General features: G+C 54.1%; 14 protein-coding genes and 1 tRNA gene. All 15 read left to right on the forward strand.

Annotation, left to right across the window (positions count from 1 at the left end; all coding sequences use genetic code 11):
• Nucleotides 1–128 (forward strand): EF-Tu C-terminal domain-related protein (locus ACXJJY_RS06200; RefSeq protein ID WP_456385624.1); only part of this gene is annotated, 128 nt, incomplete at its 5' end.
• Nucleotides 129–229: 101 nt separating this feature from the next.
• The gene (gene rpmG / locus ACXJJY_RS06205; RefSeq protein ID WP_267926728.1) at nt 230–379 is read left to right on the forward strand and encodes a 50S ribosomal protein L33; all 150 of its coding nucleotides are present in this window, start codon (nt 230–232) and stop codon (nt 377–379) included.
• Between the two features lie 111 nt (nt 380–490).
• A tRNA-Trp gene (locus ACXJJY_RS06210) sits at nt 491–567 on the forward strand.
• Nucleotides 568–614: 47 nt separating this feature from the next.
• Nucleotides 615–884, forward strand: a complete 270-nt coding sequence (gene secE, locus ACXJJY_RS06215; RefSeq protein ID WP_456386056.1) for a preprotein translocase subunit SecE — start codon at nt 615–617, stop codon at nt 882–884.
• A gap of 26 nt (nt 885–910) precedes the next feature.
• A complete protein-coding gene (gene nusG, locus ACXJJY_RS06220; RefSeq protein WP_456386058.1) occupies nt 911–1,441 on the forward strand; it encodes a transcription termination/antitermination protein NusG in 531 nt (176 codons plus the stop codon).
• A gap of 32 nt (nt 1,442–1,473) precedes the next feature.
• Entirely contained in the window at nt 1,474–1,899 is a 426-nt protein-coding gene (rplK, locus tag ACXJJY_RS06225; protein ID WP_456386060.1) for a 50S ribosomal protein L11, read from the forward strand.
• 75 nt (nt 1,900–1,974) lie between these two features.
• The gene (rplA, locus tag ACXJJY_RS06230; protein ID WP_456386062.1) at nt 1,975–2,685 is read left to right on the forward strand and encodes a 50S ribosomal protein L1; all 711 of its coding nucleotides are present in this window, start codon (nt 1,975–1,977) and stop codon (nt 2,683–2,685) included.
• 243 nt (nt 2,686–2,928) lie between these two features.
• Entirely contained in the window at nt 2,929–3,447 is a 519-nt protein-coding gene (rplJ, locus tag ACXJJY_RS06235; RefSeq protein ID WP_456386064.1) for a 50S ribosomal protein L10, read from the forward strand.
• 34 nt (nt 3,448–3,481) lie between these two features.
• On the forward strand, nt 3,482–3,871 hold the full coding sequence (gene rplL, locus ACXJJY_RS06240) for a 50S ribosomal protein L7/L12 (protein ID WP_456386066.1): 390 nt from the start codon (nt 3,482–3,484) through the stop codon (nt 3,869–3,871).
• A 209-nt stretch (nt 3,872–4,080) separates the two neighbouring features.
• A complete protein-coding gene (gene rpoB, locus ACXJJY_RS06245) occupies nt 4,081–8,154 on the forward strand; it encodes a DNA-directed RNA polymerase subunit beta (protein WP_456386068.1) in 4,074 nt (1,357 codons plus the stop codon).
• Between the two features lie 131 nt (nt 8,155–8,285).
• Nucleotides 8,286–12,356: a DNA-directed RNA polymerase subunit beta' gene (gene rpoC / locus ACXJJY_RS06250; RefSeq protein WP_456386070.1), complete on the forward strand. Its 4,071-nt coding sequence runs from the start codon at nt 8,286–8,288 to the stop codon at nt 12,354–12,356.
• 189 nt (nt 12,357–12,545) lie between these two features.
• On the forward strand, nt 12,546–12,917 hold the full coding sequence (gene rpsL / locus ACXJJY_RS06255; protein ID WP_456386072.1) for a 30S ribosomal protein S12: 372 nt from the start codon (nt 12,546–12,548) through the stop codon (nt 12,915–12,917).
• 42 nt (nt 12,918–12,959) lie between these two features.
• A complete protein-coding gene (rpsG, locus tag ACXJJY_RS06260; RefSeq protein ID WP_456386074.1) occupies nt 12,960–13,433 on the forward strand; it encodes a 30S ribosomal protein S7 in 474 nt (157 codons plus the stop codon).
• 134 nt (nt 13,434–13,567) lie between these two features.
• A complete protein-coding gene (gene fusA, locus ACXJJY_RS06265) occupies nt 13,568–15,646 on the forward strand; it encodes an elongation factor G (protein ID WP_456386076.1) in 2,079 nt (692 codons plus the stop codon).
• Nucleotides 15,647–15,748: 102 nt separating this feature from the next.
• A partial coding sequence (locus tag ACXJJY_RS06270) for a GTP-binding protein (RefSeq protein WP_456386078.1) occupies nt 15,749–15,832 on the forward strand: 84 nt, incomplete at its 3' end.

The following is a 15,832-nucleotide window of genomic DNA, read 5'->3' on the forward strand; positions in this document are numbered from 1 at the left end:
CTGGTGACAATGTGCACATTACAGCGGAGCTGATTACCCCGATTGCAATGGAAGAGGGACTTCGTTTTGCAATTCGCGAGGGTGGGCGGACCGTAGGTGCCGGCGTGGTCAGCGAAATTATCGAGTAGTTCTGGTAGGGGCAGCTGTCTGTCCACCAGGTACGTGCGGTTTTTTAAAGAATACTCAGCCGGCTTCGGCCTGCTGAGTATTATATATCAGGGCCAGAGCAATGAGAGATATCATCACGCTTGCCTGCACAGAGTGCAAGAGGCGCAACTATTCCACGACCAAGAACAAGCGGACCATTCCCCATAAGCTGGAATTGAAGAAGTATTGTCCGTTCTGCCGATCCCATACGCTGCACCGGGAGACCAAGTAGTTTCTTCTGGGCCGGCTTTGGCTGTGTTGACATGGCTCAGGGCGTAAGGCCCTCAGCTTAGATGTTTCAGTCAGGGGTGCGACGCCCGCATTACGAAACAAATATTTGCGCAGGCCAGTAGCTCTAATTGGTAGAGCATCGGACTCCAAATCCGAGGGCTGGGGGTTCGAGTCCCTCCTGGCCTGCCATCATTTTTTTTATTGCCTGGAAGGTGCAGCCAGGAAATCGGATAATTATGGCAAGCAAAAAAAAAGGTCGCAGCAACAAAAGCCGACAGGTCGTCCAGGCTGAATCTGCTGAAACGAAAAAAACCTCTTTGTCGCCGGCGGCTGTCAAGGAATTTATCCTCGAGGTGCAGGCCGAGTTCAAGAAGGTTGTCTGGCCTGATAAAAAGGTCACCATTGGCCTGACCGGCTTTGTCATTATTCTGGTTATTGTTATATCCTTGTATCTTGGTTCCGTGGACCTTCTTCTTGGTAAGCTTGTCTCCATGGTTCTTCGATAGGCTGCCGCATCGCACAGGCTGATTCAATGGCAAAACACTGGTACATAGTTCATACTCATACCGGGTATGAAGATAAGGTCAAGGCCACCTTGGAGGATCGCATACGCTCCGCAGGTCTCGAAGAATATTTTGGCGAAATCCTGGTTCCCACGGAGCAGGTGGTCGAAATGGTCAAGGGGGCTCGCAAGACTTCAGCCAGGAAGTTTTTTCCTGGATATATCCTGGTACAGATGGAACTTAATGACCAGACCTGGCATGTTGTTCACGATACTCCGCGCATATCCGGTTTTGTCGGCGACAATCTGAACCCGATGCCTCTGATGGAAGAAGAGGCCAGTAAGATCATCGGACGTATCAAGGAAGGGGCCACCAAGCCCAAACCCAAGGTTGTTTTCGAGGTCGGCGATGTGATCCGGGTCACCGACGGACCCTTTGCAAATTTTCAGGGTGTTATAGACGAAGTCTATCCAGACAAAGGTAGAGTCAGGGTCATGGTATCCATTTTTGGCCGTGAAACTCCGGTTGAGCTCGAATACATACAAGTCAGTAAAAATTAGGCTCCAGCCCTGTTTCCTTTGAGGAGTAACCAATGGCAAAAAAAGTTCAATCCTTTATCAAACTGCAGATTCCTGCCGGCAAGGCAAATCCGTCCCCGCCTGTAGGTCCTGCTCTTGGTCAGCATGGTGTCAATATCATGGACTTCTGTAAGGCATTCAATGCCAAGACACAGTCCATGGGCGATACTATTGTACCGGTCGTCATTACAGTTTACAACGATCGGTCTTTTACTTTCATAACCAAGACTCCGCCCGCCTCCGTCCTCTTGCTCAAGGCAGCCGGCGTAGACAAGGGTTCGTCCAACCCGAAAAAGGATCGGGTGGCCGAACTTGGACGAGACGCCATTCGCGAGATTGCCGAGACCAAGATGCCTGACCTCAATGCCTATGACATTGAGCATGCCATGCGTATTATAGAGGGCACAGCACGTTCCTGCGGGATAACAGTAATCGACTGACAGGACGTCAGTTATTTCGTTAACACCTGCCGTAGAACCCGTACGGTCAGGGAGAACTGAAAAGGGTGCAAAAACATGCCGAAACACGGAAAGAAATATCGACAAGCGGCAGAGCAGGTCGACCCGACCAGGTTGTATGAGCTGGCCGAGGCCCTGGATCTTGCTCTCAAAACCAAGTTTGCCAACTTTGATGAATCTCTGGATATAGCTGTCCGGCTCGGCGTCGATCCTCGACATGCCGACCAGATGGTGCGTTCCAGTGTTATGCTGCCCCATGGTACCGGTAAAGATGTGCGTGTCCTGGTGTTTGCAAAAGGGGAAAAGGAAATCGAGGCTCGGGAAGCAGGGGCAGATTATGCCGGTTCCGATGATCTTGTTGCCAAGATCAAGGAGGGCTGGCTCGATTTTGACAAAACCATTGCCACCCCGGACATGATGGGTGAGGTGGGTAAAATAGGCCGGATTCTCGGGCCGCGGAACCTTATGCCAAATGCCAAACTCGGTACGGTTACCTTTGATGTGGCCCGAGTGGTTCAGGAGGTCAAGAAGGGAAAGGTTGACTTTCGGGTCGATAAGGCCGGCGTGGTGCATGCACCCATGGGCAAGGCTTCTTTCGGCGCCGATAAGTTAGTAGAAAATATCGTCGCATTTATCGACAAGATTATTCAGCTCAAGCCATCCTCCAGCAAGGGTATCTATCTGAAGAGTATAGCCGTTTCGACCACCATGGGCCCTGGCATCAAGGTGGACCCCCTTCAGGTCAGGTCCCTGATCAAAAAGGCATGATCCGATCCGGCTCGGATTGCGACATCCATTTTATTTGCTGAGGGTTCTATCATAGTATAATCACAACTTATTCAATAAACTGGGAAGGTCAGAGACAGCAGGTACGAGCGTTTAATTATCCACTCTGTTGGATAACCTGCCGAGACCGAATACCGAATCTGCAATTCTTGTTTCGGAATACGTCTTCATTCCTCAACCCTGCTCTACTGTATCGTCCCGCGACAACCCAAGGAGGTGTAACAGTTGAATCGCGATAAAAAGGCCACAAAGGTCAGCGAGCTTCAGGAGACCTTTAGCAAGGCCAAGTTCGCGGTGGTGACTGATTACCGCGGACTTAAAGTCACGGAACTGGAAAAGCTGCGTCGCGCTTTGCGGGAGCAGAATGCCCTGATCAGGGTGTCGAAAAACACGCTGTTGCGGCTTGCAGTAAAGGGGACCGAGTATGAAGGGCTTACAGAGTTCTTTACCGGTACCACTGCAGTTGCTGTCGCCTTTGAGGATCCGGTCGGGTCAGCAAAGGCCTTGACGGAATTTGCCAAGGAGTACGACAATCTCAAGATCCGGTCCGCTGCTCTGGAAGGCAGCGTGCTGAATGCCGAAGAAGTATTGGCTCTGTCCAAACTTCCAGGCAAGGACGAACTCCGCGCCACGCTGCTTGGAACCATGGCAGCTGTTCCCACAGGCTTTGTTCGTGTACTCAATGGCATACCGCAGAAGCTTGTTTACGCCCTGCAGGCAATTAAAGAGCAGAAAGAAAACTGATAATTGAAGTCCAATCCTATCAGGAGGAATACCAATGGCTGTAACCAAAGAAGACGTAATTGAGTTTATTTCCAATATGTCCGTTCTCGAGCTCTCCGAGCTGATCAAGGAGCTTGAGGACAAGTTCGGCGTATCCGCCGCCGCTCCAGTTGCCGTAGCTGCCGTAGGCGCTGCCGGTGATGCTGGTGGAGACGGGGGAGCCGCAGAGGAAAAGACCGAGTTTGATGCCGTTCTGACCGCTGCCGGTGATCAGAAGATCAAGGTTATCAAAGAGGTTCGTGCTATTACTTCGCTTGGTCTGAAAGAGGCCAAGGCCCTGGTTGAGGGTGCACCGGCACCGATCAAAGAGGGTGTAACCAAAGAAGAAGCTGAAGAGATCAAGGAAAAGATCGAGGCTGTCGGCGGTTCCGTGGAGATCAAATAGTACAGCTCCATGCCGTTGTAAGCCTGGCTTTGCCGGGCTGGCTATACAACATAAACAAGGTAACGCTACGGGGGTAAACCCTTGTAGCGTTCCTGTGTTTGAGGGCATGGAGAAGTCAACAGGTTGGATGGTGTCATATAACAGGTTGAGTTTTTGTGTTTTATGTGTGTGACATCTTCTGAATTTCGCGGATTGTTTCGAGGGAGACCATGAACAGAGTACGAAAAAGTTTTGCCAAGACAAGGCAGATTATGGAGCCCCCGCATCTGATTGCCATGCAGAGACACTCGTACGAGCGTTTTCTGCAGCGGGATGTCCATCCCGATGAGCGTGAAGATATCGGGCTGCAGGCAATTTTCAAGAACATTTTCCCGATCACCGATTTCAACGGGCTCTGTTCGCTTGAGTTTGTCCGGTACAGTTTCGGAGAAGCCAAGTATACGGTCGAGGAATGTATTGAGCGCGGCATGACCTATGAAGTGCCGGTGAAGATAACCGTTCGGCTGATCACTTTTGATGTGGATGAGGAAACCGGGGTTCAGTCGGTACGTGACATCAAGGAGCAGGAGGTATTCCTCGGCTCCCTGCCGCTTATGACCAGTGATGGCGTGTTCGTCGTCAACGGTACCGAGCGTGTGGTTGTCAATCAGCTCCAGCGTTCCCCTGGCTTGTTCTATACCCATGACAACGGCAAGTCGCACAGTTCCGGCAAGCGGCTCTACTCGGCCCGGATTATCCCTGTTCGCGGATCATGGCTCGACTTTGAGTTTGACATCAAGGATATCCTCTACGTCCGGATTGACCGGAGGCGCAAACTGCCTGTCACCACCCTGCTTAAAGCCTTGGGCTACACCTCGGAGCAGCTCCTGCGTGAGTTTTATGATGTCGATACCGTCCGGGTCGATCAGGGCAGATATACCCTGGTCTTCAAGCCGGAAACTTTTATCGGTCAGCGACTCAACAGGGATCTTGTCGATCCGGAAACAGGCGAGGTCCTGGGTAAGAAAGGTCGCAAGATATCCAAGGCTCTGGCCAAACGTATTGTAAAGGCCGGGATCGAGACCATCGAGATTGAACCCGAGGATCTCCTGGGACGCTACCTTGTTGGCGACATCGCTGATCCGGAGAGCGGGGACATTATCGGTCACTGCAATGACGAAGTGACCGAGTCCATGCTCGAAGCCTTTGGCAAGGCCGGTGTAAACAGTTTTGAGCTTCTCTTTATTGACGGTGTCAGGGTGACCGATTCTTTCCGCAAGACCCTGGCCACGGACAAAGTTCAGGACACAGAACAGGCCCAGATTGAGATTTATCGACGATTGCGGCCTTCCAGTCCACCGACATCCGAGGTTGCGGCCACCTTTTTTGAAAACCTCTTTTTCAATCCGTCCACCTACGATCTGTCCGAGGTGGGCCGTTATAAGATCAATTCCAGGCTCGGCCTCGATACCCCTATCGAGACCCGGACCTTGACCCGGGAAGACATAGTAAAGAGTGTCAAGCACCTGGTCCGAATCAAGGACGAGCTCAAAGAAGGGGATGATATCGACCATCTCGGCAACCGGCGTGTCCGGACCGTTGGAGAACTGGTGGAGAACCAGTATCGCATGGGTCTGGTACGCATGGAGCGTGCCATTCGTGAACGGATGACCCTCCAGGAGGTTGAAACCCTGATGCCGCATGACCTGGTGAATCCCAAACCGGTCACATCGGCTGTAAAGGAATTCTTCGGCACATCCCAGCTCTCCCAGTTCATGGACCAGACAAACCCTCTTTCCGAGGTCACCCACAAGCGGCGTTTATCCGCTCTTGGACCCGGAGGCCTTTCAAGGGAGAGGGCTGGTTTCGAGGTTCGCGACGTTCATCCGACTCATTATGGTCGCATCTGTCCAGTTGAGACCCCTGAGGGACCGAACATCGGCCTGATTGTCTCTCTGGCAACATATGCGCGTGTCAATCGGTATGGCTTCATAGAGACACCGTACCGGAATGTGACCGAGCGCAAGGTCACTAACGAGGTCAAATATCTCTCGGCCCTGCAGGAGCAGGGCGAGGTCATCGCCCCGGCCCGGGTTGCCATGGAGAACGAAACCCTGGCCGATGATTCGCTTATCGCCCGCCAGGAAGGTGAGGTTGTCATGGTATCGGCCGACCATGTGACCAAGATGGATGTAGCGCCAAACCAGTTGGTTTCGGTGGCCGCTTCCCTTATTCCATTTCTGGAAAACGATGACGCTAACCGGGCCCTCATGGGCTCCAACATGCAGCGCCAGGCAGTGCCTTTGCTGAAACCGGCCGCACCACTGGTGGGGACCGGCATGGAGCGTCATGTAGCCCAGGACTCCGGAGCCTGCCTGCTGGCCGAGGGCGACGGGGTGGTGGAAGATGTCGACGCTACCCGGGTCGTGGTCCGCTACGACGAGCCTGGCACCGGAGGTTTCGAGACCGGAGTGGCGGTGTATCGATTGTCTAAGTACAAAAAATCCAACCAGAACACCTGTTTCAACCAGAAGCCTCTGGTCATGCCCGGTCAGCGGGTGATCCGGGGAACAGTGCTTGCCGATGGACCGTCCACCGAGCAGGGCGAACTGGCGCTTGGCAAGAACGTGACCATAGCTTTCATGCCCTGGCGCGGCTACAATTTTGAGGACTCCATCCTTATCAACGAACGGCTTCTCAAGGAAGATACCTTTACATCGGTCCATATCGAAATCTTTGAGACCATGGCCCGGGATACCAAGCTTGGTAAAGAGGAGATCACCCGCGATATTCCCAACGTAGGCGAGGAGGCTCTGCGTAATCTTGATGATTCCGGTATTATTCGTATCGGTGCCGAAGTAAAGGCAGGCGACATGCTGGTGGGCAAGGTCACTCCCAAGGGTGAAACCATGCTTTCTCCGGAAGAAAAGCTCCTGCGGGCCATTTTTGGTGAAAAGGCCGGAGACGTCAAGGATTCGTCCCTCCGGGTGCCTCCCGGTGTGGAAGGCGTGGTAATCGATGCAAAGGTTTTTTCGCGCAAGGGAGTAGACAAGGATGAGCGGACCCTGATGATCGAGGAGCGCGAGATTGAAAACCTCAACCGCGACATGGAAGACGAGCTCAAGAGTCTCAAAAAAGGCGTGCGCAAAGCCCTGGAAGAGATCCTCACAGGCCGTACCGTCAAGACCGACATCAAGGACAGGAAGGGACAGGTTATCCTTAAACTTGGCAAGAAACTTTCCCCCAGGGTGATCGAGCAGATCGAATTCGCCAGGCTTGCCACCCTGGACTTTTCCGAGCGCAGCAAATACGAGGATAAGATTGCTGCGGTTTTCAGCCGGTACAATACCCAGGCTAAACTTGTCCGGGAACGCTACCAAGGTATTGTCGAGCGCATGGAAAAAGGCGATGACCTGCCTCCGGGTGTGGTCAAGATGGTCAAAATTTATGTGGCCACCAAGCGCAAGCTTGCTGTGGGCGACAAGATGGCCGGCCGGCACGGTAACAAGGGTGTTGTCTCCCGGCTGCTTCCTGAAGAGGACATGCCGTTTTTTGCCGATGGCACCACGGTGGATATTGTTCTCAATCCACTCGGTGTTCCCTCCCGTATGAATGTGGGTCAGGTCCTGGAATGTCACCTCGGCTTTGCGGCCAAGAAGCTTGGCGAGCAGATAGCTGAGTTGGCGCGGAAGGCTGAGGTCGAAGCGGTCAGGGAACGGCTTCGGAAGGTCTACTCGGAAGAGGAATATCATCGGCTTGCCGATGGTCTCAGCGACGAGGAACTCCTGGACAAGGCGCGGAAATATGGTCATGGTATCCATGTGGCCACACCGGTATTCGACGGTGCCTCCGAAGAGGCCATCCGAAGCTATCTCGTGGAGGCCGGTGTGGACGAGGTTGGCCAGTCTGTGCTCTATGATGGCCTGACCGGAGAACCTTTTGCCAACAAGGTCACTGTCGGAACCATGTACATGCTCAAACTGCATCACCTGGTCGACAACAAGATCCATGCCCGGTCCACAGGACCCTATTCCCTGGTCACCCAGCAGCCGCTCGGTGGTAAAGCACAGTTTGGTGGCCAGCGTCTCGGTGAGATGGAGGTCTGGGCCATGGAGGCCTATGGCGCCGCCTACACACTCAAGGAATTCCTCACTGTCAAGTCCGATGATGTCGAGGGCCGCACAACCATGTACGAAAAGATCGTCAAGGGGAACAACTTCCTTGAGACCGGTCTGCCTGAATCGTTCCATGTCCTGGTCAAGGAGCTCAAGGGACTCTGTCTGGATGTGGAACTGCTTGAGTAGATCCCGGATCCTGTGTTGCACAGGGGCTAGGAGACAGGCGAAAGCAAGTCAGCATTTCGTCAGGCTGGAGCCTTCACCGGGGAACCGGAAGGGAAGGCGTTCAGCTTGCAACTCTTTTAAGGGTGATATTAGTGGAAGATCTGTTCAGTTTTTTTCAAAAGCCAAAAGGTCCTGTCAGCTTCAACAAAGTCAAGATTTCGCTTGCCTCGCCGGAGAAGATCCGCGAGTGGTCCCATGGCGAAGTCAAGAAACCAGAGACCATCAATTACCGTACCTTCAAGCCGGAACGCGACGGTCTGTTCTGTGCCAAGATTTTTGGACCGGTCAAGGATTACGAATGTAACTGCGGCAAGTACAAGCGGATGAAGCACCGTGGCGTGGTCTGCGAGAAGTGCGGTGTTGAAGTCATTCAATCCAAGGTGCGCCGTGAGCGACTTGGCCACATAGAGCTGGCTGCTCCTGTTGCCCATATTTGGTTCTTGAAAAGCCTGCCATCCAAGATCGGAGCGATCCTGGACATGACCCTGAAGCAGCTGGAGCGGATTCTCTATTTCGAGTCCTATGCAGTGGTGGAGTCAAATGTCGAGTCGCTCTCGGTTGGCCAGTTGCTCAACGAGGAGAAATACCGGGCTTTTCTTGAAGAGTATCCAGGCCAGTTCCGGGTCGGTATCGGGGCCGAGGCTATCCGCGAGATGCTGGCGGCGCTTGATCTGCAGAAGCTCTCCGAGGAGTTGCGAGAGGAAATGAAGACCACTGGTTCTGCCACAAAACGGACCAAGCTTGGCAAACGGCTCAATGTGGTCGAGGCTTTTCGCGACTCAGGCAACCGACCCGAGTGGATGATTCTGGAGGTCATACCGGTGCTGCCTCCTGATCTGCGTCCCCTGGTGCCTCTGGAGGGCGGACGGTTTGCCACCTCGGATCTCAACGATCTCTACCGCCGGGTGATTAATCGCAACAACCGGCTCAAGCGTCTGCTGGAACTGGATGCTCCGGATATTATCATTCGCAACGAGAAGCGGATGCTCCAGGAGGCGGTGGATGTTCTTTTTGACAATGGTCGGCGCGGCCGGACGATCACCGGTCCCAACAAGCGTCCGTTGAAATCGCTCTCAGACATGCTCAAGGGCAAGCAGGGTCGCTTCCGGCAGAACCTGCTCGGTAAGCGGGTCGATTATTCGGGGCGTTCCGTCATCGTTGTCGGTCCTCATCTGCGGTTGCACCAGTGTGGATTGCCGAAGAAAATGGCGCTGGAGCTGTTTAAGCCGTTTATCTATAACAAGCTTGAAACACTGGGATACGTCACCACCATCAAGAGTGCCAGGAAGATGGTGGAAAAGGGATCCAGGGAAGTCTGGGATGTGCTCGACGAGATCGTCCGCGAGTACCCGGTCATACTCAATCGGGCTCCGACTCTGCATCGCCTCGGGATGCAGGCCTTTGAGGTTGTCCTGGTCGAGGGTAAGGCCATCCAGCTCCATCCTCTGGTCTGCGTGGCCTTCAATGCTGACTTTGACGGTGACCAGATGGCCGTCCATGTGCCGCTTTCCGTCGAGGCCCAGGTGGAGTCGCGGGTTCTGATGATGTCCACCAACAATATCCTCTCTCCTGCCAACGGCGGGCCTATCATAATTCCGACCCAGGATATTGTTCTTGGTCTCTATTACATTACCCGGGAACGGTACGGTGTTGTCGGCGAGGGTTCCATGTTCGGCTCTGCGGCCGAGGCCCGCATGGCTTATGACCACGGAGCGGCTGATCTCCAGGCCAGGGTGAAGGTCCGGATCGACGGTAAGATGGTGGATACCACCATCGGTCGTATCCTGGTCAGTGAACTGCTGCCAGAGTCGATCCCTTTTTCCCTGGTCAACAAAGAGCTTTCGAAAAAGGAGCTGGCCTTCCTCATTGACTACACCTATCGACACGCCGGCACCAAGGACACCGTCATCCTTGCCGACCGTCTCAAGGACCTTGGCTACGAATACGCTACCCGTGCAGGTATCTCCATCTGTATCAACGACATGAAGATTCCCGTCAAGAAGGAAGATTTTGTCGAAGAGTCTGAGCAGGCAGCGTCCGAGGTCGAGCAGCAGTACTCCGATGGTCTGATTACCGACGGTGAGAAGTACAACAAGATCGTCGATATCTGGTCCAAGGCCACCGACAGGATCACCAAGGAGATGATGGACGAGATGGCGGTGGAATATGTTCAGGATTCCGAGGGCAAGGTCCGGGAGATCAAGAGTTTCAACTCGGTTTTCATCATGGCTGATTCCGGTGCCCGTGGTTCCAAGGACCAGATTCGTCAGCTTGCCGGCATGCGTGGTCTGATGGCCAAGCCTTCCGGAGAGATCATCGAGACTCCGATCAAGGCCAATTTCCGGGAAGGTCTCAATGTCCTGGAGTACTTCATCTCTACACATGGGGCCCGAAAAGGTCTGGCCGATACTGCGCTCAAGACTGCGAACTCCGGCTACCTTACCAGGCGGTTGGTAGATGTGGCCCAGGATTCGACAATTGTTGAGAAGGACTGCGGCACCATGCGCGGCATGCTGGCCGAACCGCTCATCGAGGGTGGCGAGGTCATTGTCCGCATTGGCGATCGAATCCTCGGCCGTGTGGCCCTTGAAGATGTTGTTGATCCCTATTCAGGGGAAATTCTGGTCGCTGCCGATGAGGAGATTACCGAAGAAAAGGTGGAGAAGATCGAGGCCGCGGGTGTAGACCAGGTGATGATTCGTTCGGTTCTGACCTGCGAGTCCAAGCGCGGTGTCTGCGCCATGTGTTATGGACGGGATCTGGGCCGGGGCCATATGGTCAATATCGGCGAGGCCGTGGGGATTATCGCCGCCCAGTCCATCGGTGAGCCCGGAACCCAGTTGACCATGCGGACCTTCCATATCGGGGGTACTGCCAGCAGGTCGGTGGAGCAGGCCGAGGTTCGCACCCAGCGCGGTGGCACGGTCAAGTACAAGAATCTCCATACAGTCACCAATGCCGAAGGGCTTGAGGTGGTGATGAATCGCAATGCGGAGATAACGGTCCTTGACGACAAGGGCGTGGATCGCGAACGTTTTCCTGTGCCTTACGGCGCCGAGCTCAAGGTCAGGGACGGGGCCACTGTGGAGCCTGGAGCGGTCATTGCCGACTGGGACGCTTTTGCCATTCCCATTGTTGCAGAGGTTGGCGGCAAAGTTAAGTACGGGGATGTGGTAGAGGGCGAGACCATGCAGGAGCGGGTCGACCAGGTCACGGGCAAGGCCTCAAAGGTGATCACTTCCGCCACCTCCTCACGCCAGCTTAATCCGCGAATTACCATCAAGGATGAACGTGGCCGGACCATGAAGCTGCCTGATGGTGATCTCCCGGCTCGCTATTCCCTGCCGGTGGGTTCGATCATCACTGTTGACGAAGGAGTGGAGATCACTCCTGGTACAATTGTCGCCAAGATTCCCCGGGAAACAACCAAAACTAAAGACATCACCGGTGGTCTTCCCCGGGTTGCCGAGTTGTTTGAAGTCCGCAAGCCCAAGGAACAGGCCATCATCACCGAGATCGACGGTCGTATAAGCTTCGGCAAGGATCTCAAGGGTAAGCGTCGGGTCATTGTCACCCCGGAGACCGGGGAACCCAAGCAGTACCTCATTCCCAAAGGCAAACATATCACCGTTCATGAAGGAGACTATGTCAAGGCAGGTGAACCCCTCATGGAAGGTTCCATCCTGCCCAACGATATTCTTCGGGTTCTGGGTGCCGAGGCTCTGGCCCGCTTCCTGGTCAACGAGATCCAGGAGGTTTACAGGCTCCAGGGTGTCCGGATCAATGACAAGCATATCGAAGTCATTGTTCGACAGATGCTCAAGAGGGTAAAAATAACCGATCCCGGCGACTCCAGGTTTATGCTCGACGAGCAGGTGGAGTGGTGGAAATTCCGGGAGGAAAACGAGCGGCTCATGGCCGAAGGGAGACAACCGGCCTCGGCCGAACCTCTGCTTCTCGGTGTAACAAGGGCTTCGCTGTCCACCGATTCCTTCATCTCGGCTGCCTCGTTCCAGGAGACCACCAAAGTTTTGACAAATGCTGCTATGGCCGGAAAGGTCGACTACCTGGCCGGGCTCAAGGAGAATGTGATTATGGGACGCTTGATCTCTGCCGGTACGGGTTTGAAAAGATACAGGCTGCGCCCGGAAGGGAAGAAGTAACGAAGTTTCTCCTTGACATGGTCAGGAAGTTACGATATGATCCCTTGTTCTCGTGCCTGCTCCATGAAGGGGGTGGGCACGCTGCGTTATAAATTTGTGAAAGATGTTCCCGGGTTACAGGGGGCGGATCTTTTGGTATTCGATGTGCGGGAAGCATGCCTGCATGGAAGTCAAAGAGGAGTGGTTGGAATGCCGACAATCAATCAGCTTGTCAGGAAAAGACGGAAAAAGGTGACCAAGCGGTCCAATACTCCGGCACTGCAGAACTGTCCGCAGAAGCGGGGTGTCTGTGTACGAGTGTACACTACGACGCCCAAGAAGCCTAACTCGGCTCTGCGGAAAGTCGCCAGGGTTCGGTTGACCAATGGCATCGAGGTCACGTCCTATATTCCAGGTATTGGGCATAATCTGCAGGAACATTCGGTTGTGCTGATTCGTGGTGGTCGTGTTAAGGATCTGCCAGGTGTCCGGTATCACATCGTTCGTGGTACGCTGGATACCCTTGGTGTGAGTGACCGGAAGCAGGGGCGTTCCAAGTACGGCGCCAAGCGGCCCAAATAAATACCTATCGGTTCGTGTCGATCTGACTGGAGTTGAGATAAAATGCCGAGAAAGAAATTATTAGAAAAGCGGACCGTCGAGCCTGATCCACGCTACAATTCGGTCCTAGTGACCAAGTTCACTAATGGCCTGATGCAGGATGGTAAGAAGTCCCTTGCCCGTCGGCTCTTCTATGATGCCATGGAAATTATTGAGAAGAGAGTGGGTGACGAGGAACCGCTGGCAGTGTTCGAGGCAGCAATGGAAAATGTTCGTCCCCGTGTCGAGGTCAAAAGTCGCCGTGTGGGCGGGGCCACCTATCAGGTACCGGTTGAGGTTCGGCCAGAGCGTCGTAATGCTCTGGCGATTCGCTGGATTATCGGTTTTGCCAAGAGTCGTTCCGGGCAGTCGATGTCCGAGAAGCTCGCTGCCGAGTTGCTGGATGCCTACAGCAAGAGGGGTGCGGCGGTGAAGAAGCGAGAGGATACGCATCGGATGGCCGAGGCCAACAAGGCTTTTGCCCATTATCGCTGGTAGGAGCGGTTCTTGTCAAAAGTGTAGTGGTGTTGATGGAAAACCATTGACAAAGATCTGATACTGCTGTAGAGAGCCAACATTTTTCTTTTGGCAGCAGGAATTGAAAGTGACAAACAGGAATACGGGAAGGTACAGTGGCTGGTCAGGGATCGTTGTCCAACCTGCGCAATATTGGCATTATGGCCCATATCGACGCCGGGAAAACCACCACGACGGAACGTATCCTTTTCTATACAGGTCGATCGCATAAGATTGGCGAGGTTCATGACGGCACTGCGGTCATGGACTGGATGGAGCAGGAGCAGGAGCGGGGGATCACTATTACCTCGGCTGCGACAACCTGCTTCTGGAAAGATCATCAGATCAATATAATTGACACGCCCGGACACGTGGACTTCACCGTAGAGGTGGAGCGATGTCTGAGGGTGTTGGATGGCGTAATAGCCGTCTTCTGTGCGGTTGGAGGTGTCGAGCCCCAATCCGAAACCGTCTGGCGACAAGCAGACCGGTATCAGATTCCACGCATAGCGTTTGTCAACAAGATGGACCGAGTCGGTGCCGATTTTGACAAGTGCGTGGAAGAGATTGCTGACCGGTTGGGAGCCAGGCCGGTTGCCGTGACGCTGCCTGTGGGCAGTGAAGATACCTTTTCGGGAATCATTGACCTCGTCACCATGCGGGTGCTCCGCTTTGATGAGGAAACTCAGGGCCTGAGTGTGACCGAAGAGGCGATCCCCGACGATTTACTGAGCAAATCATCGGCCGCCCGGATGACGCTCCTCGAGAAGTTGGCCGACTTCGATGAGGGGGTCATGGAAAAATATTTAGAAGATCAAGAGATCACTCCAGAAGAGATTTACAGCGCTCTTCGCAAAGCGACTCTGTCGCTGGACCTGGTGCCGGTCCTTTGTGGTTCTGCCTTTAAGAATAAAGGGGTGCAGCCACTGCTGGATGCCGTTATCAGGTACCTTCCTTCGCCGCTGGATATACCGCCGGTGGAGGGCGAGGACAAAGGTGGAAGTAAAATCTACCGTAAACCTTCAGGGGATGAGAAGTTTTGCGGATTGGTGTTCAAGCTCCAGTCCGACGCCTATGTTGGTAACCTGGCTTTCATCAGGGTTTACTCTGGTGAGCTGAAACTTGGAGACAAGGTCTTTAATCCGCTTAAGCGGAAGAAGGAAAAGGTCTCCAAACTGCTCAAGCTTCATGCAAACAAGCGTGAGGAGGTGGGCGGAATCGGCGCCGGAGATATCGGTGCGGTGGCCGGATTGAAGTTCACTACCACCGGTGACACCCTGTGCTCTTCTGGTGACTGGATAGTTCTTGAAACCATGGACTTTCCAGAACCCGTGATCGGTGTGGCCATTGAGCCCAGGTCAAAGGCGGATGAAGGTAAGCTTGCCGAAAGCCTGGAGAGGATCGTTCGCGAGGACCCGAGTTTTCGTGTCAGTGTCAATGAGGACACGGGTCAGACCATTATTTCCGGCATGGGCGAACTTCATCTGGAGATTGTGGTCGATCGGCTGATCCGGGAGTTCAAGGTTTCAGCCAACGTGGGGCAGCCTCAGGTAGCCTATAAAGAAGCCCTGACCAGAACAGCCCGGGCAGAGGGGCGCTTTGAGCAGCACGGAGGCGGTAAAGACCAGTATGGTCATGTTGTGCTGGAGCTGGTACCTGGGGAACGAGGATCAGGGGTTTGTTTTGAAAGCCAGGTTGACGGGGAACAGATACCTGCCGAATTCATACAGGCCATTGAGAGAGGTGCACGGGATTCCCTGGATGCCGGACCGCTCATCGGTTATCCGCTGGTGGATGTGAAGGTGGTCCTGGCAGGTGGCTCGTATGATGAGGAGGCTTCGACCGAAATGGCTTTTGGGGTGGCCTCGACCATGGCCTGCCGTAAGGCTGCCAGGGAAGGTGAGCCGGTGCTGCTGGAACCCATCATGGCCATTGAGGTCATCACTCCCGAGGAATATCTTGGTGAGGTGATAAACGACCTTAACCGTAAACGGGCCCAGATAGCAGGAGTCGAGGCGGAACGCGGCCGACAGGTCGTCAAGGCCATGGCGCCGCTGGCTGAGATGTTCGGGTATTCAACATCATTGCGGTCTGCAACTCAGGGGCGGGCGACATTTACCATGCAGTTTGCGGAATTTGCCGAAGTGCCGCCCCGGCAGGCTGAGGCAATTATACATAAAATACGAGGCGTCTGAGCCCCGTATCTATTGGCCGGCGGCTGGCTGTGCTGACCGCCGGTGGGATGGACAGGAAAATTTCTGACAGGACTTTCATAAAAAGTTGTAAGAGGTACGCAGATGGCTAAGGAAAAATTTGAGCGGACAAAGCCGCATGTCAACGTGGGCACGATCGGTCACATCGATCACGGCAAGACAACTCTG

Source organism: Desulfolithobacter sp. (assembly GCF_054025815.1).

Excerpts from the sequence above, each read along its gene's own strand:
- rpmG (WP_267926728.1), top strand. The coding sequence starts at position 230 with ATGAGAGATATCATCACGCTTGCCTGCACAGAGTGCAAGAGGCGCAAC.
- secE (WP_456386056.1), top strand. The coding sequence starts at position 615 with ATGGCAAGCAAAAAAAAAGGTCGCAGCAACAAAAGCCGACAGGTCGTC.
- nusG (WP_456386058.1), top strand. The coding sequence starts at position 911 with ATGGCAAAACACTGGTACATAGTTCATACTCATACCGGGTATGAAGAT.
- rplK (WP_456386060.1), top strand. The coding sequence starts at position 1,474 with ATGGCAAAAAAAGTTCAATCCTTTATCAAACTGCAGATTCCTGCCGGC.
- rplA (WP_456386062.1), top strand. The coding sequence starts at position 1,975 with ATGCCGAAACACGGAAAGAAATATCGACAAGCGGCAGAGCAGGTCGAC.
- rplL (WP_456386066.1), top strand. The coding sequence starts at position 3,482 with ATGGCTGTAACCAAAGAAGACGTAATTGAGTTTATTTCCAATATGTCC.
- rpoB (WP_456386068.1), top strand. The coding sequence starts at position 4,081 with ATGAACAGAGTACGAAAAAGTTTTGCCAAGACAAGGCAGATTATGGAG.
- rpsL (WP_456386072.1), top strand. The coding sequence starts at position 12,546 with ATGCCGACAATCAATCAGCTTGTCAGGAAAAGACGGAAAAAGGTGACC.
- rpsG (WP_456386074.1), top strand. The coding sequence starts at position 12,960 with ATGCCGAGAAAGAAATTATTAGAAAAGCGGACCGTCGAGCCTGATCCA.